15 protein-coding genes are annotated in these 20,889 nt (G+C 43.9%); 9 read left to right on the forward strand and 6 right to left on the reverse strand.

Annotated features, from left to right (window positions below; genetic code table 11):
- Nucleotides 1-164 precede the first annotated feature (164 nt).
- The 9 genes from J7545_RS16790 (at nt 165) to J7545_RS16830 (ending at nt 13,661) form a co-directional block, all read left to right on the forward strand.
- Nucleotides 165-1,241: an FAD-dependent oxidoreductase gene (locus tag J7545_RS16790; RefSeq protein ID WP_318699562.1), complete on the forward strand. Its 1,077-nt coding sequence runs from the start codon at nt 165-167 to the stop codon at nt 1,239-1,241.
- Nucleotides 1,242-1,651: 410 nt separating this feature from the next.
- Nucleotides 1,652-2,365 (forward strand): sigma-70 family RNA polymerase sigma factor, encoded by a 714-nt coding sequence (locus J7545_RS16795; RefSeq protein ID WP_318699563.1) that lies wholly within the window; start codon nt 1,652-1,654, stop codon nt 2,363-2,365.
- Nucleotides 2,366-2,493: 128 nt separating this feature from the next.
- Complete coding sequence (locus J7545_RS16800) at nt 2,494-3,363, forward strand: S8/S53 family peptidase (protein WP_318699564.1); 870 nt, start codon at nt 2,494-2,496, stop codon at nt 3,361-3,363.
- A 459-nt stretch (nt 3,364-3,822) separates the two neighbouring features.
- Complete coding sequence (locus J7545_RS16805) at nt 3,823-4,599, forward strand: SAM-dependent methyltransferase (RefSeq protein WP_318699565.1); 777 nt, start codon at nt 3,823-3,825, stop codon at nt 4,597-4,599.
- A 138-nt stretch (nt 4,600-4,737) separates the two neighbouring features.
- Nucleotides 4,738-5,514: an SAM-dependent methyltransferase gene (locus J7545_RS16810; RefSeq protein WP_318699567.1), complete on the forward strand. Its 777-nt coding sequence runs from the start codon at nt 4,738-4,740 to the stop codon at nt 5,512-5,514.
- A 23-nt stretch (nt 5,515-5,537) separates the two neighbouring features.
- Entirely contained in the window at nt 5,538-6,488 is a 951-nt protein-coding gene (locus J7545_RS16815; RefSeq protein WP_318719887.1) for a tetratricopeptide repeat protein, read from the forward strand.
- Between the two features lie 11 nt (nt 6,489-6,499).
- The gene (locus J7545_RS16820) at nt 6,500-7,252 is read left to right on the forward strand and encodes a tetratricopeptide repeat protein (RefSeq protein ID WP_318719889.1); all 753 of its coding nucleotides are present in this window, start codon (nt 6,500-6,502) and stop codon (nt 7,250-7,252) included.
- A gap of 135 nt (nt 7,253-7,387) precedes the next feature.
- The gene (locus tag J7545_RS16825; protein WP_318719890.1) at nt 7,388-7,675 is read left to right on the forward strand and encodes a hypothetical protein; all 288 of its coding nucleotides are present in this window, start codon (nt 7,388-7,390) and stop codon (nt 7,673-7,675) included.
- A gap of 274 nt (nt 7,676-7,949) precedes the next feature.
- Complete coding sequence (locus J7545_RS16830; protein ID WP_318719891.1) at nt 7,950-13,661, forward strand: AAA family ATPase; 5,712 nt, start codon at nt 7,950-7,952, stop codon at nt 13,659-13,661.
- On the opposite strand, the gene J7545_RS16835 is transcribed toward J7545_RS16830, so the two are convergent.
- The 6 genes from J7545_RS16835 to J7545_RS16860 form a co-directional block, all read right to left on the reverse strand.
- Entirely contained in the window at nt 13,608-14,903 is a 1,296-nt protein-coding gene (locus J7545_RS16835) for an AAA-like domain-containing protein (protein WP_318719892.1), read from the reverse strand. The genes J7545_RS16830 and J7545_RS16835 overlap by 54 nt on opposite strands.
- Before the next feature lie 402 nt (nt 14,904-15,305).
- Nucleotides 15,306-15,791, reverse strand: coding sequence for a DUF4168 domain-containing protein (locus tag J7545_RS16840; protein ID WP_318700115.1), 486 nt, complete (start codon nt 15,789-15,791; stop codon nt 15,306-15,308).
- A gap of 149 nt (nt 15,792-15,940) precedes the next feature.
- Nucleotides 15,941-16,567 carry an alpha/beta hydrolase gene (locus tag J7545_RS16845; RefSeq protein ID WP_318700114.1) on the reverse strand — a complete coding sequence of 209 codons (627 nt, stop codon included), beginning with the start codon at nt 16,565-16,567 and terminating at the stop codon, nt 15,941-15,943.
- Nucleotides 16,568-16,593: 26 nt separating this feature from the next.
- Nucleotides 16,594-18,840, reverse strand: a complete 2,247-nt coding sequence (locus tag J7545_RS16850) for a cation:proton antiporter (RefSeq protein ID WP_318719893.1) — start codon at nt 18,838-18,840, stop codon at nt 16,594-16,596.
- Between the two features lie 44 nt (nt 18,841-18,884).
- Nucleotides 18,885-19,352 (reverse strand): hypothetical protein, encoded by a 468-nt coding sequence (locus J7545_RS16855; protein ID WP_318700112.1) that lies wholly within the window; start codon nt 19,350-19,352, stop codon nt 18,885-18,887.
- A gap of 25 nt (nt 19,353-19,377) precedes the next feature.
- Nucleotides 19,378-20,631: a hypothetical protein gene (locus J7545_RS16860; protein WP_318719894.1), complete on the reverse strand. Its 1,254-nt coding sequence runs from the start codon at nt 20,629-20,631 to the stop codon at nt 19,378-19,380.
- Between the last annotated feature and the right edge of the window lie 258 nt (nt 20,632-20,889).

Here is a 20,889-nt window from a genome sequence, read left to right on the forward strand (position 1 = left end):
TTGAACCGGTTAATTCAGCTTTAAGTAAAGTCCCTTGATTTATGATGCCATAACTACCCAAGGAGCTAGAAGAGAAATTTCTTAGCGATTACTTTCTTGTGTGCTTCTAATTGCGATCGTCTATAACTAACCATGATAAAAAAGAGAAAAATAGGATAGGATATATGACGCAAATTCTGATGATTGGCTGTGGTGTAATTGGAGCAACGATCGCCTATGAACTCTCCTCAATCGCAGGAGTTCAAGTGACCGTCATCGATCGCACTTCTGGGGTTCAAGGCTGTACGAGCGCCGCATTGGGAGTGATGATGGGATGCATTAGCCAGAAAACGAAGGGTAGAGCCTGGCAAATGCGAGAAACCAGTATTCGCCGCTACGATACCTTAATTCCCGAACTCGAAACCCTTTGCCAGCAAACGATTCCCTATAACCGCCAAGGGATTTTGATGCTATGCAGAGATGAACAAAAGTGGCAGCAAAAACAGAAATTAGCCAAGACTCGCCAATCTCAAGGATGGGAGCTGCAACTTTGGAGTCGAGCAACTCTGCAAGAGCGTTGTCCCCATTTGGCAGTTGAGCAGTGTCTGGGAGCGGTATATTCTCCCCAAGATCGCCAGGTTCACCCCAAAATTTTAACCGAATGTTTGATTAAAGTTGCTCAAATGCGAGGAGTACGGTTTGAGTTTGGCGAGGATGTAGTTAATTTAGTAGCAGGTTATTCTGGTTATCGCGTGCAAACTCAATCCCAGGAATGGCAAGCCGATCGGGTGATTATTGCGGCGGGTTTAGGCAGTCCATTCCTGGCTCAATATTTACAGACTCCTCTAGATATTCGCCCAGTTTTGGGCCAGGCGATCGCCTATGAGGGGGAAATTTTAGGCGATCCGGACTTTCAACCTGCTATTACCTCTGGTGATGTACATGTCGTGCCGTCAGGAGTCGGTGGCTATTGGGTGGGCGCTACGGTAGAATTTCCCGATGAACAGGGTGAGGTGATGGCAGATGAGCAGTTGCTCAATGAAGTGAAGGAAGCGGCGATCGCCTTTTGTCCGGGTCTGCAACATTTAAATATGACTGAGCAATGGTCAGGTTTACGCCCCCGTCCCCACAATCAACCGGCTCCCGTTATTAGTCAACTTCCCGGTCACGAACAGGTATGGCTTGCCACCGGCCATTACCGTAATGGGGTATTACTCGCTCCAGCAACTGCCCAGATTCTTATTCCATGGCTGCAATCTTAAGGAGTAAAGCTATAATCAACCTCATCGTGCTTGCAGGTCGCTACACCTCAATTACCTTTTTCGTCTTGACCCCTAAAAAAATCAGTCTGCCATCGACTAAAGTAATCATAAAAGAGAGAAAACATAATTCCTAATTATATCTAGAGGTGTCTTGTCCGTTCTTTTGGGAATTTTGTCGAGTTTGGCCCGATTGGTTCCGAGGAAAAAGGGGTAAAAAGTAACCCATGCGAATTTCATATCAATACCGCAAACAAGCAGCTCCTAGGGAGTTATGTTCAGAAGCAGTGCGCCCCAGACCCGTCAAACGAACTCACCAATTCTTAGCTCTTTTAACACGTTACTTTTACCATCTTGACCCTCCTCCCCAAATCTAGCCAAAATTAATCAAATTCCAGAAAGACAGAAGACTTATGATGTATGCCAAAGCAAGTGAAATTGGCTCGGATAACCCTGTACAACTGAGACGAAAAAAGCGCGATTTACTGACGGAAAATTTGCATCAAGATCGCAGTGCGGTGAAGGGCTTCGATGAGATTGTCTCCCAGTTTTGGCAACTCTGGCAGGAAATGCACGACCCATTGTATCGCTGCTGTCTGAAGTTGATGAATTATAATTCTACGGATGCGGAAGATGCTTTGAGCCAGGCGATGCTGAAGGCTAGGGAAAAGGTGCTGAAGTATGTGGGGAAAATCCACAATTTGAAAGCTTGGCTGATGCAGGTAACTCGCAATTTATGTATCGATATTATTCGCAAACGCTCTGGGGAAGCGGCGGGTGTAGATAGTCTTGAATGGGTGGGAGAAACGGAGAATGGGGGCCCGACAAGTGCGGTGGATACCCCGGAAAAGGTTTTGGAGAACGAAGAGAAGGCGATGGTGATTCGGGAGGCGATCGCTTCTTTACCGAAAAGGTTGCGCCATACGTTTATCTTGCATTTTTATCAACAGCTCTCCCATACAGAAATTGCTGAAGTCCAAGGTATCACCTACGAGAATGTTTGCAAGCGGATATCTTTGGCACGGAAAATCCTCCAAGAGAAGTTGAGTAGCTACTTTCTGGGGACGGATGGGGAGGTAAGTCAGAAGAAAAGTAGGGCGATTAAAACCACTGCTACACAGACATAATCTACCTGCGTGGGTTTCAAAACTACTGATTTGGCTTTAGTGCGATCGCACCTTGATTCCCCTCTTGCCGGCTTTTCTCGGAAGTTCCCTGCGGTTGTTGGCAAAACCTAAAAGTGTTGTCTCAAAAAATGGCTAATTATTTAGAACTTATTAATATCAAACCGCTATTGGCGGCTACATCTGGGCGACCTGAAATCGTAGTAGGAATCATTGATGGCCCTGTAGAAGAATCTCATCAAGATTTGCAAGCGGCTTCCCTACGCACGCTCCCTGCCGCATCAGAGGTGATTGGCCAAACTAAAGAGAGTATCGGCTGCGTGCATGGAACTTTTGTCGCAGGAATTATCTGTGCCCAACGAGGTTCCCAAGCTCCAGGGCTGTGCCCGGATTGTACGGTATTGGTGAAGCCTATCTTATGCGATACGGCGGATTTTGAGCAATGCCTCAAAGTTACTCCCGAGACTCTTGCCTGTGCCCTGAGGGAAATGATCGACGCTGGAGCTAAGATTATCAATCTTAGTTTGGGCCTACCCACCACGTCGCTCCAAGAGCAACCTTTTCTCCAGGAGGCTTTCGATTATGCCCTTCAAAAAGGAGTCTTAATCGTTGGAGCGGCTGGCAATCAAGGTCGAATTGGGCAAATGGCTCTGTTTGACCATCCTTGGACGATTCCAGTCGCTGCCTGCAATATGCAAGGAGACTGGCATTTTAAATCGAATAGCGGCATATCGGTAGGGAAATCGGGACTGAGGGCACCAGGGGTGAATACGATTAGTACCTCTTCGAGTGGCGGATATATGCCAATGACTGGCACTAGCGCAGCCGCACCTTTTGTCAGTGGAACGGCTGCCTTGCTATGGTCCCTTTTTCCCCAGGCTACAGCAGAGGAAATCCGTCGAGCTATCCTCCGTCCGGATATCCGCCGAACCAGTATGATCCCGCCTTTATTGAATGCTGAGGCTAGCTGGAAAGTGCTATCAAGCAGGGCAAATAACTAAAAAGCTTTACAGTCCCTAGAGGTAGACGGTTCTCGGTTGTCAGAAAACCCTTGTCCTGAGTCAATTCTAGAATTCTTGTCAGAAACCGATCAATAGAATCGTCTTGAACATGTACGACCAGATTATGTCATCAGACATTCAACTTTGTCATTCAACAAGGCTAGAAAAAAAATAATTTGGAAAAGGTCTTGCAATTTTCAGGGGTTTGTGTTGAGATAGATAAATGACATCACTTGACCGCAAATTTACAGCTAGCAACTGAGATTCAAATGGCTGGTAACACTGGCTGAAAATCAAACCCTAGTGTGATTTTTTAAGCGTTCGAGTGACAAGGTTGAGGAGACACTGTTAAAACTAAAATCCGATCGCGCTTCAATTCGCTTTCGGTTCTATCGCTGGTTCTCTGGCGATCGCCTCCCAGGCAAAATGATATGGAAATAATGATTAGGTAGGTCGAGTTTGAAATCGGGTTATTTAACGATTGTTGGGACGGGAATCCAATTTGTCGGTCAAGTAACCTTGGCGGCAAAGGCTTGGATCGAACAGGCTGATAAAGTCTTGTATGCTGTAGCCGATCCGGCAACGGCTGAATGGCTGCGATCGCTCAACGAAACCGCCGAAAGTCTTCCGTACAATACCAACAATCAATGGCGCAAACAAACCTATGGTGAAATGGTGGAGGTGATGCTCAATGCTGTTCGCCAAGGATTGGATGTGTGTGCAGTTTTCTACGGTCATCCTGGAGTTTTTGCTAATCCAACTCGTGAGGCGATTCGGCAGGCACGAGAGGAGGGATTCCGGGCACAAATGCTACCGGGAATATCGGCATCCGATTGTCTATTTGCCGATGTGGGAGTCGATCCGGGACAGTATGGATGTCAGAGTTTTGAAGCGACGGATTTTCTGCTTCGCGATCGCCAATTTGACCGCAGGAGCGCGTTAATCTTGTGGCAGATTGGGTTGATTGGGAATTTTAGCTTTTTTGAAGCCGAACGGGGTTCCCAGGGTCTAAAAGTTTTGACGGAGGTGTTAGAAAAGCATTACGATCGCGACCATGAAGTCATTGTCTATGAAGCCGCTGTTTATTATCCGGTTTGTCAGCCGATTATTGAGCCGATGCCCTTATCTAAGTTACCAGAAGCCCTGGTGAGTGAGGTGTCCACCCTTTATGTTCCTCCGCAAGGACAAATTCCTTTCAATCGGGAAATGATGGCACGTTTGGGGATGGTGAATTAAGATGAAAAGCCAGCAGATTGGACTCTTGTGGAGTGGGTTTGGGCAGAAGCCTTTGAGTGACAAGGTTGGGGACATAGGGCTAGAGGGCGATCGCCTCCCAAGTAAAATTATACGGAAAAATAACTAAGTAGGTTGAGTGTGAAATCGGGGTGTTTAACGATTGTCGGGACGGGAATCCAATTTGTCGGTCAAGTAACCTTGGCGGCAAAAGCTTGGATCGAACAGGCTGATAAAGTGTTATATGCTGTAGCCGATCCGGCAACAGCACAATGGCTAGTCTCCGTCAACTCTACAGCAGAAGCATTACCTTACAATCGAAACAATCGGCAGCGTAAAGAGACTTATGTCCAGATGGTAGAGTGCATTTTGGCAGAAGTGCATCGCGGTCTAAATGTTTGTGTGGTTTTCTACGGTCATCCCGGTGTCTTTGCCGATTCAGCTCATCAGGCTCTCAGACGAGCCAGACAAGAAGGATTTAGAGCACAGATGCTGCCGGGTATTTCAGCAGAAGATTGCTTGTTTGCTGATTTAAGTCTAGATCCGGGCAAGCGCGGCTGTCAGAGTTTTGAGGCAACAGATTTCCTGATTAGGCGGCGCAAGTTTGACCCAACTAGCGCTCTGATTTTGTGGCAGATTGCTTTGGTAGGAAATCGTGGTTTTTATGAGCAAGGAGGGCATGTACGCGGGTTACACGTATTGACAGAAGTTTTGCAAAATTATTACGCTTCCGATAGCGAGGCAATAGTCTATGAAGCAGCAGTTTATCACCCAGTTTGCGAGCCATCGATCCAGAGAATACCTTTGGAGAAGTTACCGGAAGCGAAGGTGACGGAAAGCTCCACTCTATACATGCCGCCCAACCCACCATTGGCCATAGATATGGAGATGGTAGAGCGTTTGGGAATGGATCTTTAGGGACAAAATAGACCTAGAAAGAAATGATGGGAAACAATGGACAAACTTTAGAGGAGTTAGATAGGGATATCACTAACGATCCCCAAAATGCTAAAGCATGGGCGGGGCGAGGCGAAACCTATCGGCTCATGAAGCGCTATCAGGAAGCTCTGGAAGATTTTAACCGAGCAATAGAGTTAAAGCCAGACTATGCTTGGGCGTTGGCTCACCGGGGAGAAACTTCTTTTTTGATGGACGCTTTTGAGGGAGCTATAGAGGATTTTAATCGAGCAATAGAGCTACAGCCCAACTACATTTGGGCGCTAGCCCATCGTGGCGTAACTTATGAGCGCATCGAACATTATGAGGAAGCTTTGGTAGACCTCGATCGCGCGATCGAATTGCAACCCGATTATGCTTGGGCGATCGCCTATAGATGCCGAACTTACGAAATGCTGAGGCGCTACGAGGAAGCTCTGGTGGAATTCGACCGGGCCATTGCTCTAGACAAGAGCATTATTAAAGAAAATTGGCTCGCCGAAAGAGGGTTGTTTCTCAGTTTTGTTGGACGATATGCTGAAGCAATGGAACACTACCAGCAAGCTTTAGAAAAAGACCCAGAAGATGGTTTAATTCTTTATTGGATTGCAACTCTCAAAGCTCGCTGGAAGGGATTAGACGAGGCTTTGCCAGAAATAGAGCGAGCCAAGTCAGTTTTGCAAGCTAAATTGGCTGCTAGTGGTTCGGAAGCTAGTGCTATTATTTACGAGCTTGGGGGTTTGGCAGCTACTCAGGGAAGAAAGGACGAAGCCCTTGCTTACCTGGAAGAATCCATAGTCGGAGATTATTTTTCCAGGCGCAGAGCTTGTCACGATTTTGCCTGGCTTGATTTACATCAAGAACCTCGTTTTCAAAAGGTTACAAATATTTGTTCTAATGGCCAAGAGTCATTCTATAATGTTGAGCAAGTAGGACAAAGACAAGCATCACACTAGGGAGGTTATAAATGTCACGAACAGCATTAGCTTTGGCGATGGAAGGTGAGAGGCGTCGTCTGCTCAAAGAATATGACAGCGCAATAAACTTTTTTACACAAGCAATTGATGAAGATTCTGGGTATGCTTGGGCTTGGGCTCACCGAGGAGCAGCAAAGGTAGAGCAATTCGGCATCGAATTTCCTGGCGGCAAAGATGATTTAGACAGGGCAATCTCACTCAGAAAAGATAGTTATCCTTGGGCATTCGCGAAGCTAGGTCAGTATTGGTTCCAGGCGAACAACTACGAACAAGCGATCGCCACATACAATAAAGCCCTTGAAAATAACCCCGATTACGCTTGGGCTCTCGCTCATCGTGGTTGGGCTTACTATTATCTTAATGATTACGATAGTGCAGAACGGGATTTTTCAGAAGCTATTAACCGAGCGAGCAATTATGCGTTTGCTTTTGCCATGCGTGCGGCAACTCATGGGCGAATGATATCAAAGAAGCTCGCAGAAATTCAAGATATGACAAATGCTCGCGAGAAAATAGAAGCCTATGAGTTCGTAGTAGAAAAATATCAGAAAGTAACGACTGATATGCTCATTGCCGTTCGGCTAGATAACACCATCTACGATCCAATCAGTCAGCAGGTTTCTGCTCAGGCTGCTAGCATACAACATGACCAGGGCATAGCTGTAACCAGCCATAAATTCTCTATAAAGTTATTAGAGGAAATACAAATGATGGAGGATCGAAGGAATCAAAAGACTTCATAAGAAGGTAGAAAAGAGAGATTCTAATACGAATGCTCGAAGACACTAACCTATAATAAAATCTTTGAGCATCAATGTTAATGCTATCTTGGCATCAAGGAAAATAAACATTTAAACAGTTCAAAAGGAGGCATAAAGTTGAACAATTTAGTCAATTTCTTGGCAGACTTAGCTGTAGCTCCCGAAAAACAATTAGCTTTTGCTGGCACTCCAAAGCAATTACTGGAGGCATCAGGATTAGCAGAATTGGATAAACAGCTCATCAAGAGGGGACAGAAGGACGACATTGCTATAGCCTTAGGTCGGGATCTATCCGTGTTGGCTATAACCGCCGCAGACCCAGTTGAAGATCCATTTCCAGATCCCGATCCATCAGAGCCATCAGAGCCATCAGATTCGGATTCGATCCAAAACTATCGGGGCTAAATTCAGAATTGTAAAGTCAAGGTTGCAACTCTAAAAACCTAATGGCGCTCATGCGTTTGTAGCTTCATTTGCTTCTCCTAGATCTTGGTAGCAATACGATCTCTTTTTAAGGCGATATCGATGGTTTTACCGTTAGCATCCCAATTATTTGTATCGTATTGAATTCTACCACAAGTCTAGGAGATTTCTTGATTTTTAAGGATGCTTTTCGCTAGCAATATAGGAATCATTCTACTTACGATAGACAGATTTGAATATAATATAGAAAAAAATTATGATATTTGTCTGGTCCAACTATCAAGTAGGAGTAAAATTATATGAAAGTAGCAACTCAATCGTTTATTCAGCTATTGATAAAAAAAATCAGCAACCTGTTATAATCAAAATTTTAAAGCACGCTTATCCCCCACCAGAAACAATTGCAGGGTTTAAGCGGGAGTATGAAATTATCAAAAATCTGAACGGGGAAGGATTAGAGGGAATCGTAAGAGTTTATAACTTAGAAAGTCACGACCGATTGATGATCGTCTTGGAAGACTTCGGAGGTCAATCTTTGGTTCAACTGAAGTTAGCTGGTCATATCGAGGTAAGCAACTTTCTTACTATGGCTACTCTAGTTACTGACATCATAGGGCAAATTCACCAAAGATATATTATTCACAAAGATATTAATCCCTCAAATATCGTCCTCAATCCCACTACAGGTGAAATTAAGGTAATCGATTTTGGCATTTCTACAGTGCTGTCGCGAGAAACGACAACTTTCTGCAACCCCAATACATTGGAAGGAACTTTAGCCTATATTTCTCCCGAACAAACTGGGAGGATGAACCGAGAGATCGACTATCGAACGGATTTTTACTCTTTGGGAGTGACCTTCTACGAGTTACTGACCGGGCAATTGCCTTTTCCCATCGACGATCCTTTAGAAATCGTACATTCGCATATCGCTAAACAACCAGTATCCCCCCACCAAATAAAATCGGAAATTCCCCAAACCGTTTCGGATATCGTGCTGAAACTAATGGCAAAAAATGCCGAAGACCGCTACAATTCAGCCTCCGGTCTCAAGGCAGATTTAGAGGAATGTCAAAGACAGTGGGAAGAAAAAGGCAAGATCGACACTTTTCCCCTGGGTCGCAACGATGTTTCCGAGAGATTTCAAATTCCCCAAAAACTTTACGGAAGGGACAGAGAAATTAACAGTTTGTTAAACGCATTCAATCGCGTTGGTCGGAGTACTAGGGAAATGATGCTGGTTTCCGGCTATTCTGGTATTGGTAAATCTGCCTTAGTTCGAGAAGTCTATAAGCCCATTACCGAAACTAATGGATACTTTATCGCGGGAAAATTCGACCAGTTTCAACGCAATATTCCGTATGCTTCTATTATTCAAGCATTCCGATCTCTAATTCGACAACTGCTCACCGAAAGCGAGGCAAAATTGGCTCAGTGGAAGCAGAAGCTTATAGATGCTTTAGGAATCAATGCTGGGGTAATAATCGAAGTTATTCCCGAAGTCGAAGCAATATTGGGCATGCAACCACCTGTAATAGGACTTCCGCCAGCCGAAGCCCAAAACCGCTTTAACCTCGTCTTCCAAAACTTCATTACAGTTTTTACCCAACCTGAACATCCCCTAGTCATTTTCTTAGATGATTTGCAATGGGCGGATAGAGCATCCCTGCAACTGCTAGAACGGCTGATAACTGCCCCAGATAGCCTGTATCTCTTCTTCATAGGAGCGTATCGAGATAACGAAGTAAGCGAAACGCACCCGTTAAGTCAGACTATAGAAGAGATTGGAAAGGCAGGAGCGACAGTAAGCAATATTTATCTACAACCTTTGGAGTTGCAAGAAGTAACTCAGTTAATCGGAGATACCCTCAATTTAGCAGCAGAGCGAGTAAAATTCCTAGCAGAGTTGGTACGAGAAAAAACCAGAGGAAATCCCTTTTTTGTCACTGAGTTTTTAAAGAATTTGTATGGGGAATCCTTGCTGAGTTTCAATCGCGATCGCTGCGAGTGGCAATGGGATTTAGAGCAAATTCAAGGTCGGCAGATAACAGATAACGTCGTCAAATTAATGGCTCTTAAGGTACAAAAGTTGCCGCTAGAAACCCTCACCGTTTTGAAGTTAGCAGCTTGCACAGGCAATCAGTTCGATTTAGAAACCCTAGCGATCGTTTTTGAAAGATCGCCCAGAGAAACAGCAATCGTTTTGAGAACTGCTCTCAGAGAGGGTTTTATTGTCCCCATCGGCGATGCTTACAAGCTGATGGAAATTGAGGTTGAGGGTCTCTTCAATCAGCTAGTCGCAGAATATAAGTTCGTTCACGATCGCATTCAGCAAGCCGTTTACTCCTTAATTCCAGAAGCCGATCGACAAGCCGTGCATCTGCGCTTGGGACAGTTACTCTTGGCAAGTATGAGCGATGGGGAGCGCGATCGGAAAATATTCGATATTGTCAACCAACTTAACAAGGGTCGCATATTAATCGGCGAACGATCGAGTCTAGATCAATTAGCAACCCTAAATCTACTGGCAGGGAAAAAAGCAAAAGCCTCAGCAGCTTATCAACCTGCGTTTAACTATCTACAAATCGGTCTGACAACGCTAGAACATGATAGCTGGCAAAATAATTACGATTTGACGTTAGAGCTATATATAGAAGCTGCTGAAGCAGCTTACCTATCTGGCAACTTTGATGATATGGAGTCGTTAGCTGAAATAGTCAAACAAGAGGCAAAGACGCTTCTAGATAAAGCTAGAGTATATAAAGTTAAAATAGAATCATACTACGCTCGCAATCAACCAGAAAAAGCTCTTAATACCGCTTTATACCTGTTAGACTTATTAGAGATTTACTTTCCGGAAAAACCAAGTCAATCGGATGTTACGCAAGCCTTTCAGGAAACACAATCGGCATTGGCAAAGCACAATTACTCGAATTTGCTGGAAATGCCGATCATGACCGATAAATTACGCTTGACAGCTATGAAAGTACTAAACTCATCATTTGCTGCTAGTTATATTATAGATCCAAATCTCTGTTCGTTAATTATTTTACAAACAATCAGGCTATCTCTAAAATATGGTAATTCTACTGAGACCGGTTTTGGCTATGCTTGTTATGCTCAAAGGCTCTGTAATTTTTGGGAAGATATAGATCGGGGCTATGAATATGCTCAATTAGCCTTAGATTTTCTGTCGCATTTTGATGCCAAAAAAATAGCAGCAAGAGTACTGCTGATGGTTTACGATCATGTCATACTTTTGAAAGAGCATATCAAATCAACCTTATCTCCGCTGGTTTTGGGCTATCAAATGGGAGTAGAAACAGGAGATTTTCCATTTGCAGCAATGTCGGGTTATTGTTCTTGCCTCCATGCCTACATAATTGGTGTGGAGTTAAGTTCTCTGGAACAAGAGTTCGCCCAATATGCTCATGCTATTGATAAGATTAAACAAGGAATAGTTTTAAATTGGCAAAAAATATACTGGCAAAGCATTCTAAATTTGATGGGTAAAAGCGAAGGAAAAACCCTTTTAAAGGGCGAGGTTTATGATGAACAAAGAATGATGCCTGTTCATATAGAAGCAAAGGATAGTGGTTCATTTCTTCATATTTATTTTAATAAACTCATGCTTAACTTTCTATTTCAACAAGAAAAAGAATCTTTAGAATATGCTGTCAAGTTAGAAGAATACATGGATGTTCCAGCAGGAATATTGACAGGAATACAACAAATGTATGACTCCTTGGCTCGGCTAGCAGTGTATCCTAGGTTCAACGAAGACGATCGCCAACAAATACTCGCAACAGTTGCAGCAAATCAAACCAAAATGGAAAACTGGGCGCACCACGCCCCGATGAATTTCCAGCACAAATACTATCTCGTGGAAGCCGAACGCGCTCGAGTACTTGACAACAACGGAGATGCCCGAGAATACTACGATCGCGCCATAGCCCTAGCCAAAGAAAACGAATACCTGAACGAAGAAGCCCTCGCCAACGAACTCGCAGGCAGATACTATCTGAGTAGAAACCAAAATCCTATTGCCCAACTCTACCTCAAAGAAGCCCATTACGCCTACCAGCGCTGGGGTGCAGTAGCCAAAGTACGAGATATAGAAACCCGCTACCCAGAATTTTTTCTTTCTACCAAATCCTCAACCTTAACCATCTCCAATACTTCGGGCAGAGATACTAGTTCCGGTAGCACGGAGTTACTGGACATAGCTACAGTAATCAAATCTACCAATGCTCTTTCCAGTGAAATTGCTTTAGAAAAGTTACTCGCAACTTTAATGAATATTCTCATTGAAAATGCTGGGGCAGGACGAGGGATTCTCATTTTACCTAGTAACGAAGATTTATTAATCGAAGCAATCAAAGAAACTGATTCTGAGCAAGTTCTGGTTTTGCAGTCCATTCCCATAGAGGCGTTTCCAAAGCTATCCTCAAAAATAGTGCGTTATGTCGCCCGCACTGGCGAAACAGTGGTTTTAAACAATGCGATGAACGAAGGAGACTTTACGAACGATCCCTATATTCAACAGTATCAATGCCAATCTATTCTTTGTGCTCCCCTGATCAACCAAAGTAACATTAGCGGAATTCTCTACCTGGAAAATAGTCTGGCGACTAATACTTTTACAAAGGATCGACTGGAACTGTTAAAAATCCTCTCCTCCCAAGCTGCGATTTCCATTGAAAATGCTCGCCTCTACGCTCAATTAGAAGACTACAGCGAAAGTCTCGAACAAAAAGTAGAAGAACGAACTCAAGAACTGTCTCAAACTGTAGAAGTTCTGAAATTAACTCAGGCGGAACTAAAAATCGAAAACGAGTTACTCAGAAGTGGAGAAGAACCCTCAACCTTTGACTATCAAGTCGGTGGAAGCCTGCCAATGGATGCGCCGACTTACGTCGTCCGTTCTGCCGACAGACAACTCTACAAAGCCTTAATCAAAGGAGAATTCTGCACGATTCTCAATTCTCGGCAAATGGGAAAATCTAGCTTGCGCGTGCAGATGGTGAAACAGTTGAAAAAGGCAGGCATTAACTGCGTAGCGATCGATCTGACTGGAATTAGCGATCGCCAAGTCCGTCCGGAACAGTGGTATGCGGGTTTAGCCTATTTATTGGTCAAAGCGTTTCGTCTCTCAGATACTGTTAATCTTCGCAGTTGGTGGCGCGATCGCGATCTCTTATCCTCGAGCCAACGTTTTTCAGAATTCATCGAAACCGTCTTACTCCCCAACATTCCGGGAAAAATTGCCATCTTCATCGACGAAATAGACACCGTCCTCAACCTAGATTTCGATACCGATCCCTTATTCAAAATCCTCCGTTACTGCTATAATCAAAGAGCCGAAATTCCCGATTATAACCGCCTCACTTTCATCTTACTCGGTGCCGCCTCTCCTTATCAACTCATTCAATCCAAAAGCAGCACCCCATTTAACATCGGTCAAAAAATTGAACTCGCCTATTTTAGAAAGCACGAAGTCCAACCCTTACTCTATGGGTTAAGCGAACGGGTGACCAACCCCCAAACCCTACTGACAGAAATCTTAGCTTGGACGGGAGGTCAACCCTTTCTCACCCAAAAACTCTGTCAGCTAATCCGCAACGATTCCTCCACTGTTCCAAGCAACCGCGAAGGAGAATGGGTAGAAGAATTAGTGCGATCGCACATTCTCACCGACTGGGAAACTCAAGACGAACCCCAACATTTAAGAACCATTCGCGATTACCTCCTCCAAGATAAACAAAAAGCGGTTAGACTGCTCGAAATTTATGGGAAAATCTTAGAGAAAACAGAGGTTATCACTATTGATAAGGTCGAACAAGCAGACTTGCTCATGTCTGGGTTAGTCATCAACCAAGGGGGTGTTCTCCAAGTTGGCAACCGCATTTATGAATCAATTTTTGATCGAGCTTGGATAGAAAAAACCTTGCATCGACTCAAACCTTAAGTCTCGAAAATAGTCAGTATATAACTGACAACTAGAACACACAACAGAACCTTGCAAATTCACCAATCCCAAACAGTGCAACCTAAACGCTAATTGCTGCTCTAACTCTATAGGTTGGTTTGCCTTCAATACCTCTTTATAAGCCACGGCTAAATCGGGATCTACTTTCAGGCTAGCCAGATGTTGGTGCAGGTGATTGTGATAGATACCAGTATCAGTTGCTGCCGTTTGCATCAATTCTTCCCAAGTGACAGTCTGTTGAGCAAGATGATAAAATCCCAGTCGCACTAGATAGGGATGACCTGCAACTAATTCCATGAATTGCTCTATCTGTTCCACTGAGAGGTCGAGTTGGTGGCGCTCCGCTAATTCTTCAACCTGAAACGACGTAAACAACGGCAACTTATGCACAAAACCAACATTGAACGGCGAGTGATTCGTCTTCAAAGCGAGGTACTCTTCGGTAGAGTAAACCAGGATTAAACGTAAGTTTTTCCAGAGTTCACTTTCGCCATCTCCAAAACTCGCTTTTTCGTGCCAATAACGCAGCATGGCAAAAAATTCAGCGGCAATTATTGGATATAAAAATAGCTCCTCAACCCGATCTAAAGCAATGACTAAAGGCGAATTGTGGTGAGCTTGTAAATAATCTTCAAGATAGATGGTACAATTACTTTTACTCCCCAAAAAATCGTCCCAGTAATCGTCGAGTTTGGATTCCCACTTCAGTGGGCGCGAGAGCATCAGGCAAAACGAGCGTAAGAAAGAATCTAGATCTGTTAAACACGCCCGATCGACTTGCTGCAAGTTTAGAGAGACAGTGCGGTAGCCTAACTGCCGAGCATGAGCTAATACCCTCACCATCAGGGAGGTTTTTCCCATGCGTTTAGGTGATTTGAGTCGGATCAGGCTTCCCGGTGTCGAAATTGCCGTGCAGGTCAATTCTTCAATCGGGGTACGCTGGATGTAAAACCGAGACTCTAGGGGAACGGGACCATCGGGGGATTCTAGGGGGTATTCCCGCATTAGAGGGGTTGCTTGTGCGATTAGTTCTCGTTCGAGGACGCTCAGGGAGCGCGGTTCCAGAATGGCACGGAAGGTCTTTTTAGTCAGAGTCTCGTTAAACAGGTCTGAAAGCAGCGACCACAACTTGGATGCGATATTCTTGAGGTGATCCTGTGTAAATCCAGATTGTTTGGCTATTTGAGCAAAGGAATATCCCTCCCAGGATTGATAAAGCACTATTTTTTGTACTGGTCTTAATTGTTTGTGGTATTTAGCGCCTATTAATACCCATAGCTCATCAATAGTCATAAAAGGCGAGAGTTATCTGTTTTTTAGGAGTTTGCGACTATCTTATACCAATTTTGCAGACAAGATGCAAGACCTGGTGGCTGGAAGTTTTCAAGGATTCAGTGATTTAGAACGAAAGTAGGGATTCGAGACTATTGGATTGTGAATGTGCAAGAGGGGAAAATGTTTGGCTTTACGATCGCCCCCGATCGCAGTTCTCGCCCCCCTTTAAACATCGTAAACATTACTTATATTATCATTGAAAATACTTAGGCAAGTTTTAGAGCGATCCCGCCAACAAAACCAGTCAGTAACTCCTGCTTGGTTAATGGAACCATTCCCAACTTAAAATTACTGTCCTAAGTCAGTGGTTTCCGGTGCAGTTGTCTCTGGGTTCATCACTTGCGCTAACAGTGCTTCATCAACTTGTGCTTTCAATTCTGCATTCGTCGGTAAATTACGGGTAATATCATTAAAGCGTGTAGGAGTAAAGCCATATTTGGCATTAATCTCTTTAGCTCGAGTACAGAAATTAACCACCACTTCCGTCACCTCAGAAGATAAACCGGCAAGACTCTGGGGATCGGTGCAAATAATAATCGGCGCTACACCACTATCAACTAAAGTTTGTACTTGGCCGAGAGCAACTTGGCGAATGGGTTCAAGTTCTAGGATAACTCTGGCATAATTTTGCACTTCTTCTGGGGTGAGAGTTACGGGATTAACCGGAGAAGGAGAGGAGCCAATCTCCTCTGGAGAAGAACCACAAGCAGTGATGGAGATCGCTAAAGCGGCGATCGCTCCCCAATTCCAGATTTTTTGTCTTAAGTTCACCATAGGACTGTATTTCAATGAGAGGAACCTAGCTACTATAACCGTTGAGGGGATAGGGAGATAAAGGAATCTTACAAGGGTAAGATTCATAATTTAGGCTTGACGATCCTCAGCCTCAATTCCCCATTCCCCATTCCCTAATACCTAGCGCTCTATGCCAACACATCCACCAAAATTTGGCGCACCCGCTCCAACTCTTCTGGAATAATTTGATGAGCCATGTCGAACTCTTCATAGGTTACTGCAATTCCTTGTTTTTGTAACGTATCTCTGGCCTGTTTTCCTTTCTCCAGGGGAACCATCGGATCGAAACGACCATGAAAGAGAAACACTGGAAGCTCATAGGAATATTCTACTTCTGAATGCAAATAACCACTCAAGCCAATTAACCCTGCTAACGGCAGGGTTAATCCCACGTGGAGCGTCATTGCTCCCCCTTGAGAAAATCCAGCTAAAACGGTTTTTTCTAAAGGGACTCCAGTTTGTTGAGATAACCCTTCTAAAAAGGCTTTAAGTTGTTTATAGGAGGCTTGTATTCTTTGAGAATCGCTAAATATTTTTTCAGGATTATTTAAGTCTAAACCATACCACATTAACCCTCCTGGAACTTCGGGATGGGCAAAAGGAGCATTGGGAAAGATAAACTGATATTCCGGTAAATTCAGAGTTTCAGCTAGGGGGTATAAATCCGGTGCATTTGCCCCCCAACCATGGAGAAAAATCACTAAACCCTGGGGAGGTTGGCTAGAAGAAGCAAATTCAAGATAATCGAGGGACATAGGGGATGGGTAATCGGTAATAGAGATCAGTTTAACTCGTTTGGGTTCAAGAGGATATCATCAGCGATCGCGTCTTGGATGCGATCGCTCTCCCCTCGCAATAATAAACAATCATCTGCTTCTAATTGCATAGCTGAATCCACCGGATTATAAAGTTTTCCATGGCGACGTACCGCTTGAATGACCACCTGATATTTTTGCCAAATGTCACGGGGAGTGAGCATAATCAAGGGAGATAGCTCAGAAAGAGTTAACCAATGACTGATCCCCTCGGCAAGGGCGCTACGTCCCTCAACTAAATCTCGAAAAGCTAAGATTTCTTCCGGTTTTCCGACGACTAATAATTGGTCACCGGAACGCAAGGTCATTTTATTTTTTGGATAATAGACCCGATCGTCACCTTGCTGAATAGCCATCACTGTCACTCCGGTTAAATGACGGATATCGGTTTCACTTAGGGTCATCCAATCTAAGGATGACGTTTCTGAAAGTTTTACCCATTCATGGTGCAAAGATTCAGTGGCATCATCCAGCCATTTCTGTTGCAGACCCATCAAATTTTCTGGACGGACACTGCGATAATGATCGCGATGAATCGCTTGAATAACCGATTGAATTGCCCACTGAGATTCACCTAATGTAGAAAGTAAATGGGCCCCCATTTCTAGGGCTGCTTCAAATTCCGGTTGCACGACTTCTTGGGCCCCGAGTTGGGTGAGGACATCAATTTCACTATTATTATGGGATCGGGCAACCACATCCAATTCCGGTGCAAATTCTAGGGCATGTTTGAGCAAGAGTCTGGTCGTGCCGGGATCGGGGAGGGTGATGGCTAGGGCTTTAGCCGTTTCTAAATGAGCTTTGCCTAAGACCAATTCGGAGTCAGCATCACCAAAAATATAGGGAATATTGTGATGTCTTAATCGTTGAATCGCAGCTTCACTATTGTCAATAACTAAGAGGGGATGTCCTTGATTATGCAATATTCTAATTAGGGCTTGTCCGACTCGCCCATAGCCAGCGATGACAACATGATTTTTAATCGTTTCTGGTAAGGAGAGAGCTTTAATTTCTTGTTGACGTAGGAGTGGGTTGAGTCCAGGGATTCTATCCATAAATTGGGCTAACCGGGGGGCAAAGCGAATGCTAATGGGGGTGAGCATTAAGGTAATGGCAGTTGTGCCTAAGATCAGGAGATATTTTTCCTCTGTTAACAGTCCCAGATCGAATCCTTCTAAGGCGAGGACAAAGGAAAATTCACCGATTTGGTTTAAACCCAAGGCAGCGATCGCGGCAGTTTTTAAGGAGTAGCCAAATTTGAGGACAATGGGGAAGATAATCAGGGCTTTCCCGAACATCACCATCAGCACTAATCCTAAAATAATGCCGAAGTTATCGAGCAAAATTTGCGGATCGATTAACATGCCGATGGAGGCAAAAAAGAGGCTGGCAAAGGTATCGCGTAAGGGGAGAACTTTAGCGAGGGCTTGATCGGCATAATCAATTTCGGCCATCATTAAGCCAGCCACAAAGGCTCCCATTTCAATGGATAACCCCAGATGGGCAGTAACCAGGGCAACACTTAAGCACAGAGCAATGGTAGTTAAGAGGAAGAGTTCGCTGCTTTCGGTGCGGGCGATGCTTTTGATCAGGGGAGGAACAACCCATCGTCCCAAGGCGATCGCCAACCCCAAAAAGATGGATACTTTGAGTAAAGCTGCTCCTAATGTAGACCAGATATGTTCAGGGGCATCTAATGCAGGTAAAATGGCTAACATTAACCCCAGAGCTAAATCCTGGGCAATTAAAATCGCTAACATCACTTGCCCATGAAGGGTATTAACTTCTCCTCGCTCGGCGAGCGTTTTCAGTACAACCGCTGTTGAAGAAAGTGACAAGATTGACCCCAAGAAAATTCCTTGCGTCCAACCGCTGACCCAACCGAGGACCGTTGAGGCGATCGCCACTAAACTTAAGGTTAAGCCAATTTGCCACAAACTCCCTTGAATGGCAATTTCTTTCACCCGCTTTAATTCTGCAAGGGAAAATTCTACTCCCAACGCAAATAATAAAAATGCAACTCCGATCTCCGCTAAGGGTTTAATCTGTTCCGTTTCTGCCAGCAATTGCAAGCCAAAAGGCCCCACCACAAACCCACTCACCAGATATCCTAACAGTACCGGTTGTCGTAGGCGAGTAGCTACATATCCTCCAAGAGCAGAAGCACCTAAAACAAGAGTTAAGTCTAGGATAAAGTGATGATCGGCTGCCATTTTTTTTAATATTTGAGAGAGATGGGTAAGCGAATTTTATGAAATTAATAAATAAAAATCCCCCCCGTACTTTGAATATCAATCACCCGACCAATGCCATCGCCTACCCGATCCGGTTGGTTCGTGCGAAGAATTTCAAACCGAATAGATGAACTAGAGTTTATGGTAATTTTGTATTCAAAGCTAATCTCTTCATTCCTGGGATCTAGAGGAATATAACCAATGGAAATATTCGCCTCTGGATCGGCAAGAACTATACTCGTTGTTTCCCCTGAACGTAAGGACTCTGGTACTTGTATTGGCGAGTCAGTAGTCAAGCCATAATCTAGATTTAGACCGGTTTGGTTGACCAGCTCAACAGTCATCGGAAATTGGGGATTGTCAACCCGGGCGATCGGTTGCCAAAATCCTTCTTGATAGGTATTTGCAGGAGGGGTTTGACTGACCGCATTCATCCCCATAGATAAAAAGAAAGATAAACTTAAAGCTATTTTGATTCCTGTTTTGATCATATTTTAATTATGAGGTAACACTCCTCTACAGTTTATCACTCCTAGGGGACTCAGAGCCATTCTTCTGATTTTTCTCTTCAGAAGCCCTGGAATTACTATCAGTTGGATTGGGGCGAGATTTCGGGGGGGCGGGTCTAGGAACAGATCTTTTTTTATTCGCTTGAAATTGAACTAATAATTCTAAATCTTTGAGGGATTTTTCAGCACTCTCGACTTTATCCACTAAAGAAGTAGCCACTTGACTTCCCGTTTGGGCAAATTCGGTAAACTCTTGAATTCTTTGGCGAAATCGATTCGCGAACCGTTTCATTTGTTGCCCCGCTTCAAAAGTTTGGGTAACCAATTGACTAATTTCTGAACTGACGCTACTAAAGCCTCTCATTTCTGAACTCATTTGATTGGCGATAATGGCCAGTTGTACGGCTAGGTGTCGCACCTGTTGACTGACTCTTTCAATCAATTTTGAGGTTTCATCAATCGTTTTAAGTTCTTCTTCTAACAGGTCTCCAGTTTTCACAATTTTATCGGTTTGATTACAAATCACACCTACGCCAGAGGAGGTAGCTCGAAATGCTCGTTTACCGGATTGGGATAAAAGTTTTCCAATTTGAATAAATCGATGATTTAAATCAGCAACCTCTTCATTTTTTTGCACTAATTCTTGCTGCTGTAATTCCAGGAGCTGATTGCGTTCATGGATCGCAGCCAATTGATCTTCAAGTAGTCGAGCATAGGCTTCTACTTTTTGATGCTCTCGCTCTAGTTTTATCGTGTTTCGTTGACCTTCAAGTTGTTTATTTTCTATTTCCCGGTTTAAGTCAGACAAAATTTGAGATTGAGCTAAAATAAGAGTTTGAAATTCCAATAAAAAATAGGCAGCTATCCCGGGGACACTAGCTTCTTGGAAAACAACTACAATGGGTTCATAAATAACTTTGGGATCGCGGGATAGAACAATGTTAACGGCTGTACCAATTTTTTCAGTATAGGAAAGCTGCAAACATTTCCCTTGGGTTTTCATATTATTCAAAAAAAAATGAATGGGGGTTTGTAATATTTTTTGTGTGCTGTAGCTTTCACTTAAATGTTCATAAAATAAACGCCGGGAAATCATGCCCAATAGTCGCTCAGAACTGGAAATAATTACACCGGCAAGGTCTGGACGTTGATCGAACTGATTTAAGACAACTTGAGTTAAAGTTGTCGGACTGACTTGAAAATCTTGGAGATTTAAGTCTAGTAAACAGGAATTTAGGGTAAGTTGAGCAGAATGGCTCATGGGTAATGGGGAATCGTTAATGGGGAATCGGTAATAAGTAATGGATCATAGGGTTAGTGTTTTTAATATACTCTCCGATCATGGGGTTCTGGTAGGGTGATAAGCATTATAGCAACGGCCAAGGTGGTTAGGAGTTACTGAAATTCTGACTCCTTAGCAACTCTAAGCCCATTCCCTATTCCCCATTCCCTATTCCCCATTCCCTATTCCCTATTCCCTATTCCCCATTCCCTATTCCCTATTCCCCATTCCCCATTC

It is taken from the genome of Roseofilum sp. SBFL (assembly GCF_017746885.1).
GTDB lineage: Bacteria > Cyanobacteriota > Cyanobacteriia > Cyanobacteriales > Desertifilaceae > Roseofilum.

Coding starts and splice junctions, on each gene's coding strand:
- J7545_RS16790 (WP_318699562.1), top strand. CDS start 165: ATGACGCAAATTCTGATGATTGGCTGTGGTGTAATTGGAGCAACGATC.
- J7545_RS16820 (WP_318719889.1), top strand. CDS start 6,500: ATGTCACGAACAGCATTAGCTTTGGCGATGGAAGGTGAGAGGCGTCGT.
- J7545_RS16795 (WP_318699563.1), top strand. CDS start 1,652: ATGATGTATGCCAAAGCAAGTGAAATTGGCTCGGATAACCCTGTACAA.
- J7545_RS16830 (WP_318719891.1), top strand. CDS start 7,950: ATGATATTTGTCTGGTCCAACTATCAAGTAGGAGTAAAATTATATGAA.
- J7545_RS16840 (WP_318700115.1), bottom strand. CDS start 15,791: ATGGTGAACTTAAGACAAAAAATCTGGAATTGGGGAGCGATCGCCGCT.
- J7545_RS16860 (WP_318719894.1), bottom strand. CDS start 20,631: ATGAGCCATTCTGCTCAACTTACCCTAAATTCCTGTTTACTAGACTTA.
- J7545_RS16815 (WP_318719887.1), top strand. CDS start 5,538: ATGATGGGAAACAATGGACAAACTTTAGAGGAGTTAGATAGGGATATC.
- J7545_RS16800 (WP_318699564.1), top strand. CDS start 2,494: ATGGCTAATTATTTAGAACTTATTAATATCAAACCGCTATTGGCGGCT.
- J7545_RS16850 (WP_318719893.1), bottom strand. CDS start 18,840: ATGGCAGCCGATCATCACTTTATCCTAGACTTAACTCTTGTTTTAGGT.
- J7545_RS16845 (WP_318700114.1), bottom strand. CDS start 16,567: ATGTCCCTCGATTATCTTGAATTTGCTTCTTCTAGCCAACCTCCCCAG.
- J7545_RS16855 (WP_318700112.1), bottom strand. CDS start 19,352: ATGATCAAAACAGGAATCAAAATAGCTTTAAGTTTATCTTTCTTTTTA.